Below are 17,026 nucleotides of genomic sequence, written 5' to 3'. Positions count from 1 at the left end.
GGTAGCTTTTTTAGCTTGTTTAATAATGCAGAACTATAGTATATAATAAGCTTGGAAAGTATTAAGGAAAGGGAGTGAATCCTTGATCACGATTAAAGAAATGGCTGGGATTATTGGGGTCAGTCCAACGACTGTTTCTAACGTCATCCGCGGCAAAACAAAGGAAGTTTCACCACAGACCGTAGAGAAGATTCAAAAAGCATTAAAAGAGTTCAATTATATACCGAATATGACAGCGGTTAATCTTGCTAAAAATAATTCGAATATTATAGGTTTTGTTATGAATTCAAATGAAAATATTTATGACAATGCCATACAGGATTTTTTTACGGGAGAATTATTAGGAGGCTTAGAAAAGAGAATTCATGGGCGCGGCTATTATATCATGATTTATATTTCAAAGCATGTTGAAGAAGTTACTAAATTCGTATCCTCTTGGAATGTAGATGGACTAGTTGCACTTGGCTTTAGTTATGAGAATGCTCAAGTTTTAAGAGAAGTGTATAAAAAACCTCTCATTTTTATAGATGGCTATTTTGGTGATGACGGCAACGCTTATACGAATGTAGGGATAGAAGACTACCGTGGAGCCTATGAAATGACAAGTCATCTTATTGCAAATGGACATAAACGGATAGGCTTTTTTTCAGACAACTATATTGGGGGAGACTATGAGCGTTACCGAGGTTTTGTAAATGCCATTAGAGATGCAGGGCTGGCACCCGAAGCAGGTGAAAAGTTCGTTCTTGAAAATGGAACGGCAGGATTAGAGCCTTGCATGCAGCATTTCGTGGAAGGACATTCTAAGATTAGTGCGATGTTTTTTTGTGCAGACTATTATGCAGTCACGGCTATGAACTATCTGATGGATCATGGGATACGTATCCCAGAGGATGTTTCAGTTGCGGGCTATGATGATGCAACTGTAGCCTCTATTATTCGACCAAAGCTTACTACGGTACGTCAAAATACAACACACAAAGCTTATGCAGCTATTGATAAACTTTTGAAACTCATCGAAAATCCTGATGAAAAGGCAGAAAATATCGTCATGCCAGTTGAACTTCGCATCAGAGACTCAGTCAAAAATATAAACTTAGTGCAATAGATCTAATAGTTGATACATTTTACGAAACTGGGTCGGGCTTACTTTTTTAAACTGCATAAAAACCCTATTAAACGTTGAAATACTATTGAATCCTGCTTCTTGAGAAATCTCTGTAATTGAAAGATTAGGATCGAGAAGCAGTGTTTCTGCAATACGCAGACGTTCTTTTGCCTGAAACTCAGGAAGACTATGTCCTGTGTATGTTTTAAATAACTTTGAAAAATGATATTTCGAAAAGCCGGCGATAGCAGCCGCGGCTTCCAATGTAATGTTCTCAGTGCAATGCGCTGTAATATAATTGCATACTAAAAACATTTGCTGCTCAACCTTTAATTTATGAGAAGATGTTCGTTTTTCATTCTCCAGAGTTACTTCTCTTAAATGCCCGCCTAAACATATCACCAATTCATAAATAAATATACAGGATTTTATTTCTGGAAAATGCTCTTCATATAGAGATGTATCTAAGATTTCTAAGAGTAATTTTTGTAATCGGGGAACTACCCTGGCATTTTCTTTTTCTCTTAGCAGACGCGTGGAATAAAATAAATAAGCTAATTTTTGAAAATCTACACGATTAGTCAGAAGTTGTGAATCAAATTGTAATAAAAGCGTATTATTAGGTTGAGGCTGATAAATAATAGCATGCAGCTCCCCCGGCCATATCAATAATATATCTCCTTTTTCCATATATATTTTTTCACCATTTACTTCATAGATCAAACCATTCTGCATGGTATAGATGATTTCCACATAATGATGCCAATGCAGCGGAAAGGTTTCTAACTCATTCAGATAAAAAATACTATACGAATAGCCATGAAAAAATTGATTGTTTTCAAAAATAGACCAGTCTTTCAACTCTGCATACTCCTTCACATTAATAGATGAATTGATGTATTACTCACTCACTTTTTATGTATTTACAACTACCTATAAATTGTTGATTTTTCATTATTCTATGGGATTTTCTCTAATATTTCAATACTTTATTAGGTGAAATCACAATTTGTGGGCAAAAATCCGCAATAAGTAAGTAGTGCTTATTAATGATTTGTATTATTGTAAAGTAAAAGTGATAGGAGGTATTTTGAAATGAATAAAATATTTCATGTAGCAGTTACTGGGTGCGATAATGCAGCGGGGACAAAAGAGAATCCATTTAAAACAATTTCAAAAGCTGCTCAAGTTGCAGAAACAGGGGATACGATTATTGTCCATGAAGGTGAATACCGTGAGTGGGTAAAACCTGCCCATAGTGGTTATAGCAATATCAACAGAATTACTTATGAGGCTGCTAAGGGGGAGCGGGTTGTTATTAAAGGGTCTGAAAGAATAACAACTTGGGAATGCTTAGAAGGGACCGTATGGAAAGTGGTATTGCCAAATACTATGTTTGGTGATTACAATCCGTACAAAGAGACTTTATCTGGAGACTGGCTTATTCACCCTGAAGACAGATCGCTGCATCCAGGAGATGTCTACCTAAACGGGAAATCTTTCTATGAGGCACGATCTTTAGATGAGATCAGACATTCTATAAAACGCGAAACAGGGTTTAATCCACCATGGACAAAACGTACAGAAAAGCTGCTGGATCCAGAGGGTTCAATCTATGGGTGGTATGCTGAGGTTGATGACAAGACAACAACACTATATGCCAACTTCCATGGGGCTGACCCAAATAAAGAATTAACGGAAATCAACGTGCGTAAATGCTGCTTTTATCCTGAAAAGACAGGCATGAACTATATTACTGTCCGTGGTTTTGAAATGGCACAGGCAGCATCGCCTTGGACACCACCTACAGCTGATCAGCCAGGGCTCCTTGGGGTAAACTGGAGTAAAGGCTGGATTATCGAAAATAATATTATTCATGATGCAAAATGCAGTGCCATCAGCATTGGCAAAGAAGCTTCTACTGGACACAATTTGTGCACAAGACGCCAGCAGAAACCAGGCTATCAATATCAGATGGAAGCTGTGTTCCGTGCTCTTCAGATAGGTTGGAGCAAAGAAAAAATTGGTTCTCATATTATTCGTAATAATACCATCTATAATTGCGGCCAAAATGCTATTGTTGGGCATATGGGGTGTGTATTTAGTGAAATATACAATAATCATATCTACAACATTGCTGTCAAACATGAATTCTTTGGTTATGAAATTGCGGGCATCAAATTGCATGCGGCGATAGATGTTAAAATTCATAATAATCGTATCCATAACTGTACCTTGGGCACATGGCTGGATTGGCAGGCTCAAGGGGTACGTATAAGCCAGAACTTGTATTATAACAATGACCGTGATTTCTTTATTGAAGTTACCCATGGGCCGTATTTAGTAGATAATAATATTTTTGGTTCTCATTATAGCTTTGATAATGTTGCCCAAGGCGGCGCGTACATAAATAATTTATGCTGCGGATCTATGCGCAGAATCAAAACGTTGGACCGCTCCACGCCTTACCATTTTCCACATTCTACACAGGTAGCTGGAACAGCTGTTGTATATAGTGGAGATGACCGTTTATATAACAATATTTTTGTTGGGGGGATAGAAATACCGGAGGAGGAATCCTATAGTGGAACTGCAGGGTATGATGATTGCACCTCTTCTTATGAGGAGTATCATAAACAGGTCGTTGATGCTGGGATTGGAGATCATGAGAAGTTTATTAACATTGAACAACCAGTTTATATTGATGGCAATGTTTATCTAAATGGCTCCGAGGCTTTTAGGGCAGAAAATCATAAGTACTGCAATCCCTCTTTTAACCCTAATGTAAAAATTATCGAAGATAACGATGAAGTTTATTTAGAGATGGATGTAGATCAAGAAATGCTGGATGTGGCAACAGCTCTATACGGGACAGAAACCCTTGGAACAGTACGTATTGTTGATGCCATCTTTGATGATCCGAGTGGAAGTCCTATTACATTAGATAAAGATTATTTGAATAAGCAGCGAAAAGATATGCCTACAGTGGGTCCTATTGAAACCATTTCAGTGGGGCACAATCGTATTAAAGTTTGGGGTTAATTTCGTAATCATTTATCGTACTAATCTAAAAGCTCTGGCAATGTCGGGTATCGGCATTGCCAGAGCTTTTTTGTAAGCTTAATAAGGCAGTAGCACTATCAAAAAGAAAAAAGTTACAAAATAATTAGTTAATTAGCAAACTGCAAATATACAAAAGGCATAAAATTATAGATAAACAACACGTATTTATATTCAATATACACATAATGTTATGTTACTATTAGAACACAAAGAAGAGCCTATTGTACGTTCTAGGTTTTTCTTGAAAAATGAGTAGAGGAGAGGGAAAATGAGAAAATGTAAACTTAAAAGGGGACTGGCGTTAGCAATAGGATTAACCATGGGTTTAACAACTCTGAGTGGGTGTGGCAGGCAAGCAGATACAACAACGAGTGAATCTGCAAGTTCAAATGGAGGGACAGTACAAAAAAGTGCAGCAAATGCTCAAAAAACTAAACTTACTTTATGGCATATCCAGACAAACGGTGATGCACCCAATTATATTCAAGACAGCATGGATCGATTTGTGGCAGATAATCCGCAATATGAAGTTGAGGTAGTTGTCATGCAGAATGATGCTTACAAACAAAAAATAAGAATTGCAATGGGAACGGACTCAATGCCAGATATATTCCCACATTGGTCGGGCGGTCCAATGGTTGAGTATATTAAAGCTGGAAGAGTTGCTGATATTACACAATATATGAATAAGGATAATTATAAAGATAAGTTTTTGGATGGAGGCATTGCGCAAGCGACCTATGAGGATAAAATATGGGGCATGCCGGTAGAGAATACATCAGTGGCAGGTATATTTTATAACAAAGAGATTTTTCAAAGATTGGGGTTAAGTGTGCCTAAAACTATTTCGGAGCTTGAAAAAGTTTGTGATACCTTGCTTGAAAATGGCATTATACCCTTTTCTTTAGCCAATAAAACCAAGTGGACTGGGTCTATGTATTATATGTATTTAGTTGAAAGGTTCGGAGGGACATCTGTATTTGCTGCTGCAGCCAATAGAGATGCTGGCGGAACTTTTGAACATGAAGCATTCAAATATGCAGGTGATAAAATTCAAGAATGGGTTAAAAAAGGTTATTTTAATGAAGGATTCAATGGGCTGGATGAAGACTCTGGACAATCGAGAACGCTTTTATATAATGATAGCGCAGCTATGCATCTTATGGGCTCTTGGTTCCTCTCTACAGCTCAAGGAGAAAACCCAGAATTTATGAAAAAAGTAGGATTTATGTCCTTCCCAGCAGTAGATGGAGGAGTTGGCCATCCAGATTCAGTCATTGGGACACTCGGAGATAACTTCTATTCTATAGCAGCTAGTTGTAAGGATGTAGAAGGTGCCTTTAAAGCGATGCAGTATTTAATTGATGATGTTGCTATTGAAAAACGTGTTGCAGATGGCAGACTTGTTCCAGTTAAAGGGCTTAAAGTAGATGATGAAAACTTAGCAGCTGTTAAACAAGCAGTAGAAAAAGCACCTACAGTACAGCTATGGTATGATCAATATCTTACACCAGAGGTGGCAGAATTACATAAAGATACAAGCCAGGCAATATTTGCACTCGCAATGACACCAGAAGAAGTGAACAAGCATATGGAAGAAGCTATTAAAAAGGCTGCATCCAATAAATAGATAAGTAGGTTTATCATTTTATGGTACTTTATAGTGCTATAAAGTACCATAAAACATGAAAAGGAGGTAGTTGCGTTTAGAAATACATCGCTGACGCAACAGACTAATATGATCCAGATAAAAACTAGTATGGTCCAGACAAAAAATGATTTAGCTAAAAGAAGAAGAGCTCAGACACTGCTTACGGCCATTTTATTTCTAATACCTGCCTTTATATTTTTGTTTCTTTTTATAGCCTATCCTATTACAGATACTTTTGTACTAAGTACTTATAAGTGGAATGGTATCGATCCACAAAAAGCATTTGTAGGCTTTGAAAATTGGAAGAAGCTCCTTGGAGATCTAAAGTTTATTGGAGCTTTTCGTAATAATATTTTGGTAATGATCTTATCAATAAGTATCCAGCTTCCTATCGGAATGGTCTTAGCAGTCCTGCTTGATATGGGGGGAAGAAAGCTTAATTTCTTGAAGGTGACCTATTTTCTGCCCATGTTAATGTCCTCTATTGCTATAGGTTTTTTGTTTAAGTATACATACGATCCTCAATTTGGCCTTATTTCAGTTGTTTCTAGATTATTTGGCGGAAAAGCTATGGTTGATATTTTAGGTAATCCCAAAATTGCATTATTTGCAGTCATTTTGGTAATCTGCTGGCAGTTTGTGCCTTTCTACATGGTGTATTTCTTAGCTGGACTTACTTCGATTTCGGAAGAGATCTATGAGGCGGCAATTATTGATGGAGCTACAAGAAATCAGTACTTTTGGCGTATTGCTTTACCGATGATGAGAGGTTCCATAAAGACTGCCTGTATTCTTTCGATGGTAGGGTCACTTAAATATTTTGACTTAATTTATGTTATGACTGAGGGCGGTCCTAATGGGGCAACAGAGTTAATGGCTACCTATATGTATAAAAGTGCCTTTGTTTCTATGAATATGGGATATGGCTCTGCAATTGCAGCGGGCATGTTTCTTATTATTACAACAATTTCCCTCTTAACCATGACACTTATGAATAGAAAGGAGACTGAAGTATGACAAAACTTAAAAAGATAAATCCTCTGATGCTTCTTATCATTTTTTTTGCAGCAGTGTGGTTTATTATAGCAGCAGCACCTTTTTATTTTATGGTTATTTCTACTTTTAAACAGCAATTTGAGATGATGACTAGTGGTGTCTTTACATTTCCCAAGGGACTTTATCTTAATAATTTTCAAGCTATTATTGGGCCAGGGTTTTTTAGATATTTAGCCAATAGTTTGACAGTAGCAGGGGTTGGTTTGTTTCTTACCCTCATGATCAGTGCCTTTGCCGCGTATCCGTTTTCAAGGTTCACATTTAAGTTAAACCGGCCTATTTATGCAATAGTTGTTGCGGCAATGGCTGTTCCGGTTCATGTTACATTAATTCCGATCTTTATATTAACCCAAAAACTTCGTTTGTATGATACAATATGGGCATTGGTAGGGCCTTATGTAGCCTTTAATTTACCTATTTCTATTTTTATTTTAACAAGTTTTATGGCACAAATCCCCAAAGAATTGGAAGAAGCCGCGGAGATTGATGGCTGCGGAAAGATTAAAACCTTTTTTCAGGTCATTCTCCCTTTAACAAAGCCAGGGCTTGCGACTTTAGCAATCTACAATGGTGTAAATATGTGGAATGAATTTAGCTTTGCACTCGTGCTGACGCAGTCAGTCACTAAAAGAACTTTACCGCTGGCAGTGTGGGAATATCAAGGGCAATACTCCTCTAATGTTCCTATGATTATGACGGTATTATTTTTAAGTGCTGTTCCGATGATCATAGCATTTATTATTGGCCAGGATAAACTTATAAAAGGTATGATGGCTGGCGCTGTAAAAGGATAGTAAAATAAGTTTTTGGGGAAATGATTAAACTCAGTAATGTACATAGAAATGAAAGGAATTCAAGATGAGAAGACGGAAAATGATTGCTATTTTATGCATACTTAGTTTTTTGAGTCTAACAAGCTGTATAAAAACCCCAAAAAAAGTGGAACACAATGACCAGTCAAAGCAAAAAAAAATTATTACACTCTATCATATTCAAGAGGAAGCCCCTATTCAGGAAATTATTATGGACTCGATCAAAAGATTTGAAGACCAGTATCCAGAATTTCAAGTTGATGTGACAGTTATGTCCAATGATGCCTATAAGCATTATCTAAAAATTCGAAGCGCCACAAAAGAAATGCCCGATGTTTTTTCAACATGGGCGGGAGGAAGCTTAAAAGAGCTGGTTAATACGCAGTTTATTGTTAATTTGCGAGACTATATGATGCAAGATCAGTATTTAGACCGTTTCATGGATAAAGCAATAGAGATGGTTGACTACGAAGACGGTATTTGGGCAGTTCCTGTTGAGAATGTGACGCTGTCACTTGTAATCTATAATAAAGATATTTTTTCAAAGCTTCAGCTGTCCCCACCTGAGACTTATGAAGAGTTTCTGGAAGTCATAAAGGTGCTCCGTTCACAGCATATTATTCCTTTAGCTCTGGCGAATAGAACTGGATGGCCAGGCTCGATGTACTATATGTATTTTGTAGATCGTATTGGAGGATCTGAGGTTTTTAAAAATGCTATAGAGCGAGCGAATCATTATACGTTTGAGGATGCTGCATTTGTTGAAGCAGGCTATAAGATACAGGAACTTATAGCAAAAAATGCATTTCCTGAAGGCTTTAATTGGCTTGATGAGGATAATGGAGATGCAAGAAGCTTAATCTATAATGAAGAGGCAGCAATGATTTTAACAGGTACTTGGTTTTTAAGTAAGTTAAATGGTGCTAAACCAGAATTATTAGAAAAGCTGGATGTTTTTCCGTTTCCGGTTATTGAAGAAGGCAGAGGGAGTAAGGATCATTATGTGGGCAGTGTAGGAGATAATTTTTACAGTATTGCATCTTCTTGTGCGTACCCGGATGAGGCTTTCAAACTCATACAGTTCTTAATTGACGATACAGCTGTTCAAAAGAGAATCGAGGCAGGCAGAATACCTCCTATTAAAAATACATCTTATAAAGAGCCCCTTTTTCAGAAGATCTATACGATGATTCAAAATGCACCGTATGTTCAGTTTTGGTATGATCAGTATCTTCCGCCACGTTTAGGCGAAGTACATAATATGTTGATGAAAGAATTGTTTGATGGGGAAGAGCCGGAAATAATAGCAAGAAAAATGGAACATGCTGTAAGAAGATATTACTTAGATAATGACGAAATTTTATTAGGTAGGTAAGAGCTATGATTATTCGTTTCTTAAAATATTCGAAAAATAAGATTAAAGCATTACCTCTGCGTTATAAGCTGTCATATTACATGTCACTGATTGTATGTGTATCAGCAATAGTGCTAGGCATGCTTATCTACGTGCTCACCAGCCGGTCAGTCGTGTATCTTTCACAACAATTGATTACACAGCAGCTTGATCAGGTTTCGAATAATTTGCAGCGTTTTTTAGATGATATTACTAATTCTTCTGTATATACAGTCTATGGTGACAAGATCCAGACTTACTTAACAGCAGAAAAGCAAAATCACTCTAATTATTCAGCTGTTGTAGATGAAGCCTATAAGGCACTGCATAATGTTGTTAATTCGAAAAGTCATCTTTTTTATATTTATATCAAAAAGGAATTAGATCAATCTTCAATTTCTGTAGGGCCAGAACTTATTCGTATGAATTTAGAAAGAGAAGGGATGTTCCAAAGTCCAAATGAGAAGGTGGCTTATAAGCCGCTAATCTCGGATTTTAAGGCACCTCCACAAGTACCGCGGGAATATTTAATGAGTATTCATCAGCCTATTTACGATGTTTATCACATTAATAAGTATCGGGGATTTATGTATATTTCTATTCTGGAAGAAACACTGTGTCAATACTATTCTTCGGACAGTTCAAAATACCCACTTGAAATATTTATCGTCAATGAAAAAGGAGAGATTATATCACACCCCAACAAAGAAAAGATTGCTACAATCAGCAACTTTATAAAGGATACTAAGGATACCTCAGAGCTTCGAGTAATAGATGATCAAATCGTTTTATCCAGCTATATTAAAGGTTGGGATTGGTATGTAGTAGGGACAATCCCACAGGATTTATTTTACAAAGACAGGCAGGCGTTAGTTATTACGATTGGGTTGTTGCTCATGATGATGATTACTATTTCTATTATTATTTCATTCAGTATCAGCGAGATGCTGCTCAAGCCTTTTAAATGTCTCATAGAATCTATGTCTATTGTATCTGAAGGAGATTTCAAAGTAAGACTGAATCTAGATACAAGCGGAGAAGATTTTAAAAAGGTATCACTGGGCTTTAATACGATGGTAAAAAAAATTAATGAGTTAATCCAAGAAGTTTATAAGGAACAAAAACAGATTAATGAGATTGAGCTGAAGGTATTAAGAGAGCAAATTAATCCACACTTTTTATACAATACATTAGATTGTATCCATTGGCAGGCATTAATGAATGGACAAAAGGATATTTCAAATACTGTAAAAGCTTTAGCTACCTTCTATCGCAAATCACTTAACCGGGGGGAAGATCTTGTACCTTTAAAAGATGAATTAGAGCACATTAATAACTATAGCATTATTCAAAATTTCAGATATAGTAATATTTTAAAAGTTATAGTTGATGTCCCAGATATTTTTTTAGAGACACTGCTTCCTAAAATTACACTTCAGCCGCTTATAGAAAATAGTATTTACCATGGACTTAAAAACAAAAAAGACGGCGATGGGATAATTACAATTTCAGCTTATGCACACGATACAAGGTTAGTTATAGAGGTTAAAGATAATGGTAAGGTAATGAGCGAAGAGACGATAAATAGTATCAATCAATGTATTATGGCAGAAGATAAAGACTTTGGTTATGGCATTAGAAATGTTCATAAACGTATTCAGTTGTCTTTTGGGGAAGGCTATGGCTTAAAATATTATGCAAATGAACAAGCGGGAGTTATTGTTTGTATTGAGGTCCCTTTAACAGTCTATACACAAAAGTAGAAGAGGGGTGCAAAAATATGTTAAATGTGATGATAGTTGATGATGAAGCAATTATTAGAAGAGGGATTGCAACGATGATGCCTTGGGACAAAGCGGGTCAGATTCAAGTCAGCACAGCTGCTTCGGCAGATGAAGCCCTTATTTTGGCTAGTACTCAAGCACCGGATATTCTGCTGACCGATATCTGTATGTTAGAAATGGACGGACTTAAGCTTACAGAAGAAATGCAGAAGATTAATAAGAATGTAAAAGTTATTATCCTTACAGGTTATGATAACTTTCAGTATGCGCAAAAAGCATGCACATTAGGGGTAAAAGATTTTGTATTAAAACCTATTGATGAAGAAAGGCTGTGGGATATTCTTCTAAAGCAGATTGAAGAAATTCAAAAAGAACGGCAGGAGTATACCGATAGGAGAAAAAAGAATCGCATTGAAGGATTTAGCCAACAGATCAAACTTGAAGAAGCGCTAAAAGACTGTATTCATTGCCGCGGCAATGCGAGCAGTGCTGCTTATATCAACGAATATATTCACCTCGCTGAATCGACTAATATGCAGGTTGTGGTTTTTATCCCGAACAAGGCAGATCAAAATGCATGGGAAGAGCATAAAGCACTTCTGCATTGGTCTATTAAAAGCTTATGTATTGAGATGATTGATGCCAATACATATGGTATTACCTTTGAAGATGATTTGGGAAGAATTGTTGTTTTGCTGACGGACGAGAACAATATTAACGAAGCAATAGAAGTAGCAGAAAAGGTTAATGATATTATTTTTAATGAATATTCAATTCAATATAAAATTTATTTTGGTGCTCAGATACAGGATATTAATGAACTACCGAAGTCTTACGAACAAGCACTATCTGTTTTAGAGTCAGATAAAAATGCAGCGCAAAAGTCTGCGCGGCAGCAAGATATACCTAAAAAAAATCAGCCCATTCAGGAGGTAGTAGGAGACATTAAAAAGCTTCTTATAGATCAACTCGACGATTATGCAGAGGTAAATGGGTTATTGCAGCAACTTGCCGGAGCTTTTAAGCGGCATGGGGTATCAGATCGATTGATGCGTCGCAGCTGCTTTGAAATTGGGTGCGACATTTATTGGGTCTATTATGAGCAGACCAATCATTTTCATAAAGAAATTCTTGATGAATTGATGGTCACGCTGATTTCATGTGATATAAAAGATGTTATTAGTTATGTTGAGAAGTTTATTGTACAGCTTATTCAGCAGGACAGACAAAAGCTTCATGAGATTATAGAAGAAGCTTGTAAGTATATTGATCAACAATTAAATGAAGATCTTTCGGTTACAAAACTAGCGGAGAAGTTTTATGTATCACCTAATTATTTCTCTAGATTATTTAAACGAGAGACTGGTAAAGGGTGTAATGAGTACATTGTTTCTAAACGTATAGAAAGAGCCAAGATGCTGCTTATTTCAAAAGACTATAAAATTGCCAGAATTGCAGCGATGGTAGGTTATAACGATGTCAATTATTTTTCTCTTGCTTTTAAAAAACACACTGGAAAATCCCCGACAGAATTTAAGGAGTAGCATAGCAGATTAATTTAAATACATATAGGGAAAGAAGTGATCGTATGAATAGAATGCGTGCGGCGGTTATGGAAAAAATAGGAGAAATTAAGCTTCAGGAAAGAGAAATGCCTGTGCCGGATGAAAATGAAGTTTTAGTTAAAATAGAATATGTAGGGGTATGTGGTTCTGATATGCATTACTACCAACATGGAAGGATTGGTAATTTTGTTGTTAAAGATCCAATTGTCTTAGGCCATGAATGCGCTGGAAGGATAGTAGGTGTAGGAAAAAATGTAAAGAATCTACATCAAGGGGATCTGGTAGCATTAGAGCCTGGCGTGCCTTGCGGAAAATGTACATTTTGTATGACCGGGAGGTATCATTTGTGTTCAGATGTAAGGTTTATGGCAACACCACCTTATGATGGGGCATTTGTTGAATATGTTACCCATCCGGAGAATCTAACTTTTAAACTGCCTGAAGGTATGGGCACAATGGAAGGCGCACTTATTGAACCCTTAGCTGTTGGGTTTCATGCAGTCAGTCAATCCGGAGGCACAGTGGGGCAAACAGCGGTTGTGCTAGGAGCAGGCTGTATTGGGCTTGTAACGATGCTTACTTTAAAAAGTATAGGTATTTCTTCAGTATATATTGTTGATATTATTCCAAAGAGACTTGAAAAAGCGAGAGAGCTAGGTGCTGCTTGTGTAATTGATGGTAAAGAAGATGTCCTAGAAGAAATTATGAAATTGACCAATGGGGAGGGTGTAGATTTAGTATTTGAAACAGCAGGCAGTGATATCACAACAAAGCTTACACCGCATTTAGTCAAAAGAGGAGGGACCATTACTTTAGTTGGAATGTGCGAAAACCCAGAGATTAGTTATGATTTTGGATCTATTCTGGATAAGGAAGTAACGATTAAGTCTGTATTTAGATATAAGAATATATATCCTTCAGCAATTAATGCAGTAGCATCCGGAGCGATACCTATTGGAAAAATTGTGTCTGATATTTATGATTTTAATGAGATAGCTAAAGCGGTAGAGTATAATGTAGCGCATAAAGCTGATATTACAAAGATGGTTATTAAGATGTAAAATATATTTTCGCGACTTAAAGCGGCAATTAAAATCTGAAGTTAAGGTTTTAATTGCCGTTTTTTGAATGTCTATCTTATGGCGACCTTTCGTTTATAAAATACGCTAAATAATTATTGCATATTTACTATAAAAGTGATATTATTACTTTTATAAATGTTACTTATGCGCAAAAGTAATGTTTATACAAATAATAAATAGGGAGGCATTACTATGAATTTGAAGAAACTCATATCAACTGTATTAACTGCAGTGATGACGGTAACCTTATTAGTTGGATGTGGCGGAGGCTCATCTACAGACACAAGTGTGGAAGAAAAAAACAGTGGATCAAGCACAACTATTCGTTTGATAAATGGCAAGATTGAAATTGATGAGCAGTTAAAGGCTTATGCAAAAGCCTACAAAGAAAAAACAGGTGTTGAAGTTGTTATAGAATCTATAGGCGGAGGGGCAGATATTGCATCACAAATTAAAGCTTATCTTGCAGCAGGCAACATGCCAGATATGTTTGTATTTGGCGGAGAAGGAGAGTATCAGACTTGGAAAGACTATGTAGCAGATTTAAGCAATGAGCCTTGGGCTTCTGATACGGCAGTTGCTTATGTTGGAGAAGATGGCAAAACAATAGGATTTCCTTATGCGGTAGAAGGATATGGACTTACATATAACAAAGATTTACTAGATAAGGCCGGGATAGATCCAGCAGGACTTACGAATATCAATGCTTACAAAGAAGCCCTTGTAAAATTAGACAGTATGAAAGATGAACTTGGCATCACAGCTGTAGTTTCCATGGCTGCAGAAGCAGGGCAGATGTACTGGTCTACAGGCAACCATAACTTTGGAACTTACCTTGCGACAGGGATTGCCAGGGATGATACGACTTATATTGATAAGTTAAAAAGCGGAGAGATTGACAGAGAACGTATGACGCAATATGGTACTTTTGTAAAACTGTTATTTGATTACTCAGATAAAAATACATTAGTAAGTGGTACTTATGATGATCAGCTTGCATTATGGGCACAAGGTAAAACGGTATTTGTGCATCAGGGCAACTGGATTGATCCATCTCTTCCAAGTTATAATGTTACATTTGGTATGGGTATTGCACCACTGGCATTTATGGAGGAAGATACAGATGGTATCCTTGCAGATGCACCATCGTGGTGGGCGGTATATAACGAAGGCAAAAATATTCCAGCATGTAAAGATTTCTTAAATAGCCTTGCATCTACAGAAGACGGCGCGAAGTGTCTTGTAACAGAAGCGGGGATGATCTCACCTTTTGCATCGACTACAATAGAGCCAACAACTCCACTTGCATCAAATCTTATGAAATGGGTGCAGGCAGAGAAGACCTATGCATGGCAATGGACTAAAATGCCAGATGGTTTTTGCCTCAATAACTTAGGGCCTGCCTATGAGCTTCTTGCAAGAGGTGAGGTAGACGTGGACGGCTTTGTTGATCTGATGGACAATGCAATAGCTACGTTAAAGTAAAGTAATGGATTCATTAAAGTTAACCTTTGTGAGTTTTTCAGGTAGCTATAAAAGTTACCTGAAATTTTCCTTAGGTTTAGGCGGAGGAGGGAGGTCTTTATGAATATAAAATTGAAAAAGATACTATGTATTACAGTGATTATTTGTGGTATTGCAGCTATAGGTGCAGCTTTAATCATGAGCTTTACAAAAAGCCAGAATACCATACGTGGCACCCTGCTGATTCTAGGTGCAGTTTTGGAGATTTTAGGGTTTTATTTTATGCCTGTTAAAAATCATAGAAAAGTGATTAATATATTATTTTTGTTTCCGCTCCTATTTGCATTTTCTATTACTGTTATTATGCCATTTATTTTTGGGATTTTTTATTCTTTAACGGATTGGAATGGGATTAAGTTTGAAAATTTTATTGGTTTTCAAAACTATATTACCATGTTTAAATCTCGGGATTATATGTATTCACTAGGTATTACATTAGTATTTTCGATCATTAATATCATTATGGTTAATGTCGGTGCATTTTCTTTGGCGCTGCTTTGTACCTCTGGTGTTAGGGGGCGTAATTTCTACCGCACTGCATTTTTCGTTCCTAATCTCATTGGTGGAATCGTACTTGGCTATGTGTGGCAGTTTATTTTTAATAGAGTATTAACGACTATCTTTGCAGGGAGCTTATCTATGCTTACCAGTCCTAATCTAGCTATTTTAGCAATCATTATTGTAAGCACTTGGCAGTATGCAGGATATATTATGATGATTTATGTGACAGGATTACAAAGCGTACCTAAAGATGTACTTGAAGCTTCTGGGGTAGATGGGGCAAGCGGGTTAACGACACTCTTAAAAATAAAAATGCCCATCATTGCCAATACCTTTACGGTATGTATTTTCCTGACCCTTGTGAATTCATTTAAACAATTTGATCTAAACCTTGCGATAACCAATGGGGGCCCTAGTCGTATTTTAAATGGAACAGCCATTTTATCAACTGAGTTTTTGGCTCTTAATATTTATAAAACAGCTATTTCAAAAAACCAATATGCCCTTGGGCAGACAAAAGCAGTTGTGTTTTTTATTATTTTAGCCATTGTGTCACTCACACAGGTTGCTATTAGTAAAAAGAAGGAGGTAGAGATGTAATGAAAGTACAAAATACTAGAACAGTCCTACTGGAGCTATTAGCCATTGTCCTTGTGTTATTTTTCTTATTTCCTTTTGTTTTGGTGGTGATTAATGCAGCAAAACAGAGCAGTGATATTGTTATTAGCCCGATCATGCTTCCAAAAGAATGGGGGCAGATATTTATTAATATGAAAAATGTTATTAACAATCAAAATTTTAGCTACTGGAAATCTTTCTTTAGTTCTTTTTATATCACGGTTATTACATTAGCCTTATTGTCATTATTTTCAAGTATGGCAGCATGGGTTTTGGTACGTAATAAGACAAAGTGGTCCAATTTTATTTTTATGCTCTTTGTAGCAGCGATGGTTGTGCCTTTTCAGGTCGTTATGCTTCCGCTATTATCTACCTTTAGAGGGATTTCACAGTTTACGGGTATTGCAATGTTAAGCAGCTATAAGGGTATTGTATTTGCATATCTAGGGTTTGGCGGCTCCTTATCTGTTTTTATTCTTCATGGATTTATTAAAAACATCCCTTATGAATTAGAAGAAGCAGCACTCATCGATGGCTGCACGCCGGAGGGGACTTTCTTTAAAATTATTTTTCCGCTGTTAAAGCCTATTCAGATGACTGTTTTAATCTTAAATGGCATCTGGATTTGGAATGACTTCCTATTACCGTCCTTAATGCTTGGCTTAAATGGAAGAATCAAGACACTGCCTATAGCAGTAACCAGTTTTGTAGGCTCTTATGTTAAACAATGGGATTTAATTCTAACAGCGACATTGCTTGCAATGCTCCCAATTATTATCTTGTTTTTATTTGCACAGAAACAGATTATTCAGGGTATTGTAGAAGGCGCAATCAAATAATATGACAGACTGTAATCAAAACAAAATAGT

13 protein-coding genes and 1 pseudogene are annotated in these 17,026 nt (G+C 36.6%); 13 read left to right on the top strand and 1 reads right to left on the bottom strand.

Annotated elements, in window-relative coordinates:
* Positions 1 to 79: 79 nt before the first annotated feature.
* Both BN3326_RS22535 and BN3326_RS07610 read left to right on the top strand, forming a co-directional pair.
* Positions 80 to 217 (top strand): annotated as a pseudogene (locus BN3326_RS22535) (LacI family DNA-binding transcriptional regulator); the annotation flags it as partial.
* Between the two features lie 12 nt (positions 218 to 229).
* Positions 230 to 1,108: a LacI family DNA-binding transcriptional regulator gene (locus BN3326_RS07610; protein ID WP_330389667.1), complete on the top strand. Its 879-nt coding sequence runs from the start codon at positions 230 to 232 to the stop codon at positions 1,106 to 1,108.
* On the opposite strand, the gene BN3326_RS07605 is transcribed toward BN3326_RS07610, so the two are convergent.
* On the bottom strand, positions 1,097 to 1,987 hold the full coding sequence (locus BN3326_RS07605) for an AraC family transcriptional regulator (protein WP_083258589.1): 891 nt from the start codon (positions 1,985 to 1,987) through the stop codon (positions 1,097 to 1,099). The genes BN3326_RS07610 and BN3326_RS07605 overlap by 12 nt on opposite strands.
* A gap of 216 nt (positions 1,988 to 2,203) precedes the next feature.
* Between BN3326_RS07605 and BN3326_RS07600 the strand changes: the two genes are divergently transcribed.
* From BN3326_RS07600 to BN3326_RS07550, 11 genes are all read left to right on the top strand, one after another.
* Positions 2,204 to 4,150, top strand: coding sequence for a right-handed parallel beta-helix repeat-containing protein (locus BN3326_RS07600; RefSeq protein ID WP_069998592.1), 1,947 nt, complete (start codon positions 2,204 to 2,206; stop codon positions 4,148 to 4,150).
* Positions 4,151 to 4,439: 289 nt separating this feature from the next.
* Positions 4,440 to 5,801: an extracellular solute-binding protein gene (locus BN3326_RS07595; protein ID WP_069998591.1), complete on the top strand. Its 1,362-nt coding sequence runs from the start codon at positions 4,440 to 4,442 to the stop codon at positions 5,799 to 5,801.
* Positions 5,802 to 5,930: 129 nt separating this feature from the next.
* A complete protein-coding gene (locus tag BN3326_RS07590; RefSeq protein ID WP_069998760.1) occupies positions 5,931 to 6,839 on the top strand; it encodes a carbohydrate ABC transporter permease in 909 nt (302 codons plus the stop codon).
* Complete coding sequence (locus BN3326_RS07585; RefSeq protein ID WP_069998590.1) at positions 6,836 to 7,672, top strand: carbohydrate ABC transporter permease; 837 nt, start codon at positions 6,836 to 6,838, stop codon at positions 7,670 to 7,672. The genes BN3326_RS07590 and BN3326_RS07585 overlap by 4 nt, the downstream gene beginning before the upstream one ends.
* A 145-nt stretch (positions 7,673 to 7,817) precedes the next feature.
* Entirely contained in the window at positions 7,818 to 9,065 is a 1,248-nt protein-coding gene (locus BN3326_RS07580) for an extracellular solute-binding protein (protein ID WP_207646322.1), read from the top strand.
* A 5-nt stretch (positions 9,066 to 9,070) separates the two neighbouring features.
* Positions 9,071 to 10,846: a cache domain-containing sensor histidine kinase gene (locus BN3326_RS07575; RefSeq protein ID WP_069998588.1), complete on the top strand. Its 1,776-nt coding sequence runs from the start codon at positions 9,071 to 9,073 to the stop codon at positions 10,844 to 10,846.
* A gap of 17 nt (positions 10,847 to 10,863) precedes the next feature.
* Positions 10,864 to 12,411: a response regulator transcription factor gene (locus BN3326_RS07570; RefSeq protein ID WP_069998587.1), complete on the top strand. Its 1,548-nt coding sequence runs from the start codon at positions 10,864 to 10,866 to the stop codon at positions 12,409 to 12,411.
* Positions 12,412 to 12,455: 44 nt separating this feature from the next.
* A complete protein-coding gene (locus tag BN3326_RS07565) occupies positions 12,456 to 13,493 on the top strand; it encodes an NAD(P)-dependent alcohol dehydrogenase (protein ID WP_069998586.1) in 1,038 nt (345 codons plus the stop codon).
* A gap of 213 nt (positions 13,494 to 13,706) precedes the next feature.
* Complete coding sequence (locus BN3326_RS07560) at positions 13,707 to 14,999, top strand: ABC transporter substrate-binding protein (protein ID WP_141722879.1); 1,293 nt, start codon at positions 13,707 to 13,709, stop codon at positions 14,997 to 14,999.
* 99 nt (positions 15,000 to 15,098) lie between these two features.
* A complete protein-coding gene (locus tag BN3326_RS07555) occupies positions 15,099 to 16,139 on the top strand; it encodes a carbohydrate ABC transporter permease (protein WP_069998585.1) in 1,041 nt (346 codons plus the stop codon).
* Positions 16,139 to 16,996: a carbohydrate ABC transporter permease gene (locus tag BN3326_RS07550; RefSeq protein WP_069998584.1), complete on the top strand. Its 858-nt coding sequence runs from the start codon at positions 16,139 to 16,141 to the stop codon at positions 16,994 to 16,996. Before BN3326_RS07555 ends, BN3326_RS07550 begins: the two co-directional genes overlap by 1 nt.
* Positions 16,997 to 17,026 lie beyond the last annotated feature (30 nt).

This window comes from Cellulosilyticum sp. I15G10I2 (assembly GCF_900095725.1).
Lineage (GTDB): Bacteria > Bacillota > Clostridia > Lachnospirales > Cellulosilyticaceae > FMMP01.
Note: the sequence above shows the minus strand (reverse complement) of the source record. Positions and strands in the feature narration are given on the sequence as shown.

What these genes read in the sequence shown, in the direction of transcription:
- BN3326_RS07610 (WP_330389667.1), top strand. Translation starts at nt 230, where the DNA reads ATGACAGCGGTTAATCTTGCTAAAAATAATTCGAATATTATAGGTTTT.
- BN3326_RS07600 (WP_069998592.1), top strand. Translation starts at nt 2,204, where the DNA reads ATGAATAAAATATTTCATGTAGCAGTTACTGGGTGCGATAATGCAGCG.
- BN3326_RS07595 (WP_069998591.1), top strand. Translation starts at nt 4,440, where the DNA reads ATGAGAAAATGTAAACTTAAAAGGGGACTGGCGTTAGCAATAGGATTA.
- BN3326_RS07590 (WP_069998760.1), top strand. Translation starts at nt 5,931, where the DNA reads ATGGTCCAGACAAAAAATGATTTAGCTAAAAGAAGAAGAGCTCAGACA.
- BN3326_RS07585 (WP_069998590.1), top strand. Translation starts at nt 6,836, where the DNA reads ATGACAAAACTTAAAAAGATAAATCCTCTGATGCTTCTTATCATTTTT.
- BN3326_RS07575 (WP_069998588.1), top strand. Translation starts at nt 9,071, where the DNA reads ATGATTATTCGTTTCTTAAAATATTCGAAAAATAAGATTAAAGCATTA.
- BN3326_RS07570 (WP_069998587.1), top strand. Translation starts at nt 10,864, where the DNA reads ATGTTAAATGTGATGATAGTTGATGATGAAGCAATTATTAGAAGAGGG.
- BN3326_RS07565 (WP_069998586.1), top strand. Translation starts at nt 12,456, where the DNA reads ATGAATAGAATGCGTGCGGCGGTTATGGAAAAAATAGGAGAAATTAAG.
- BN3326_RS07560 (WP_141722879.1), top strand. Translation starts at nt 13,707, where the DNA reads ATGAATTTGAAGAAACTCATATCAACTGTATTAACTGCAGTGATGACG.
- BN3326_RS07555 (WP_069998585.1), top strand. Translation starts at nt 15,099, where the DNA reads ATGAATATAAAATTGAAAAAGATACTATGTATTACAGTGATTATTTGT.
- BN3326_RS07550 (WP_069998584.1), top strand. Translation starts at nt 16,139, where the DNA reads ATGAAAGTACAAAATACTAGAACAGTCCTACTGGAGCTATTAGCCATT.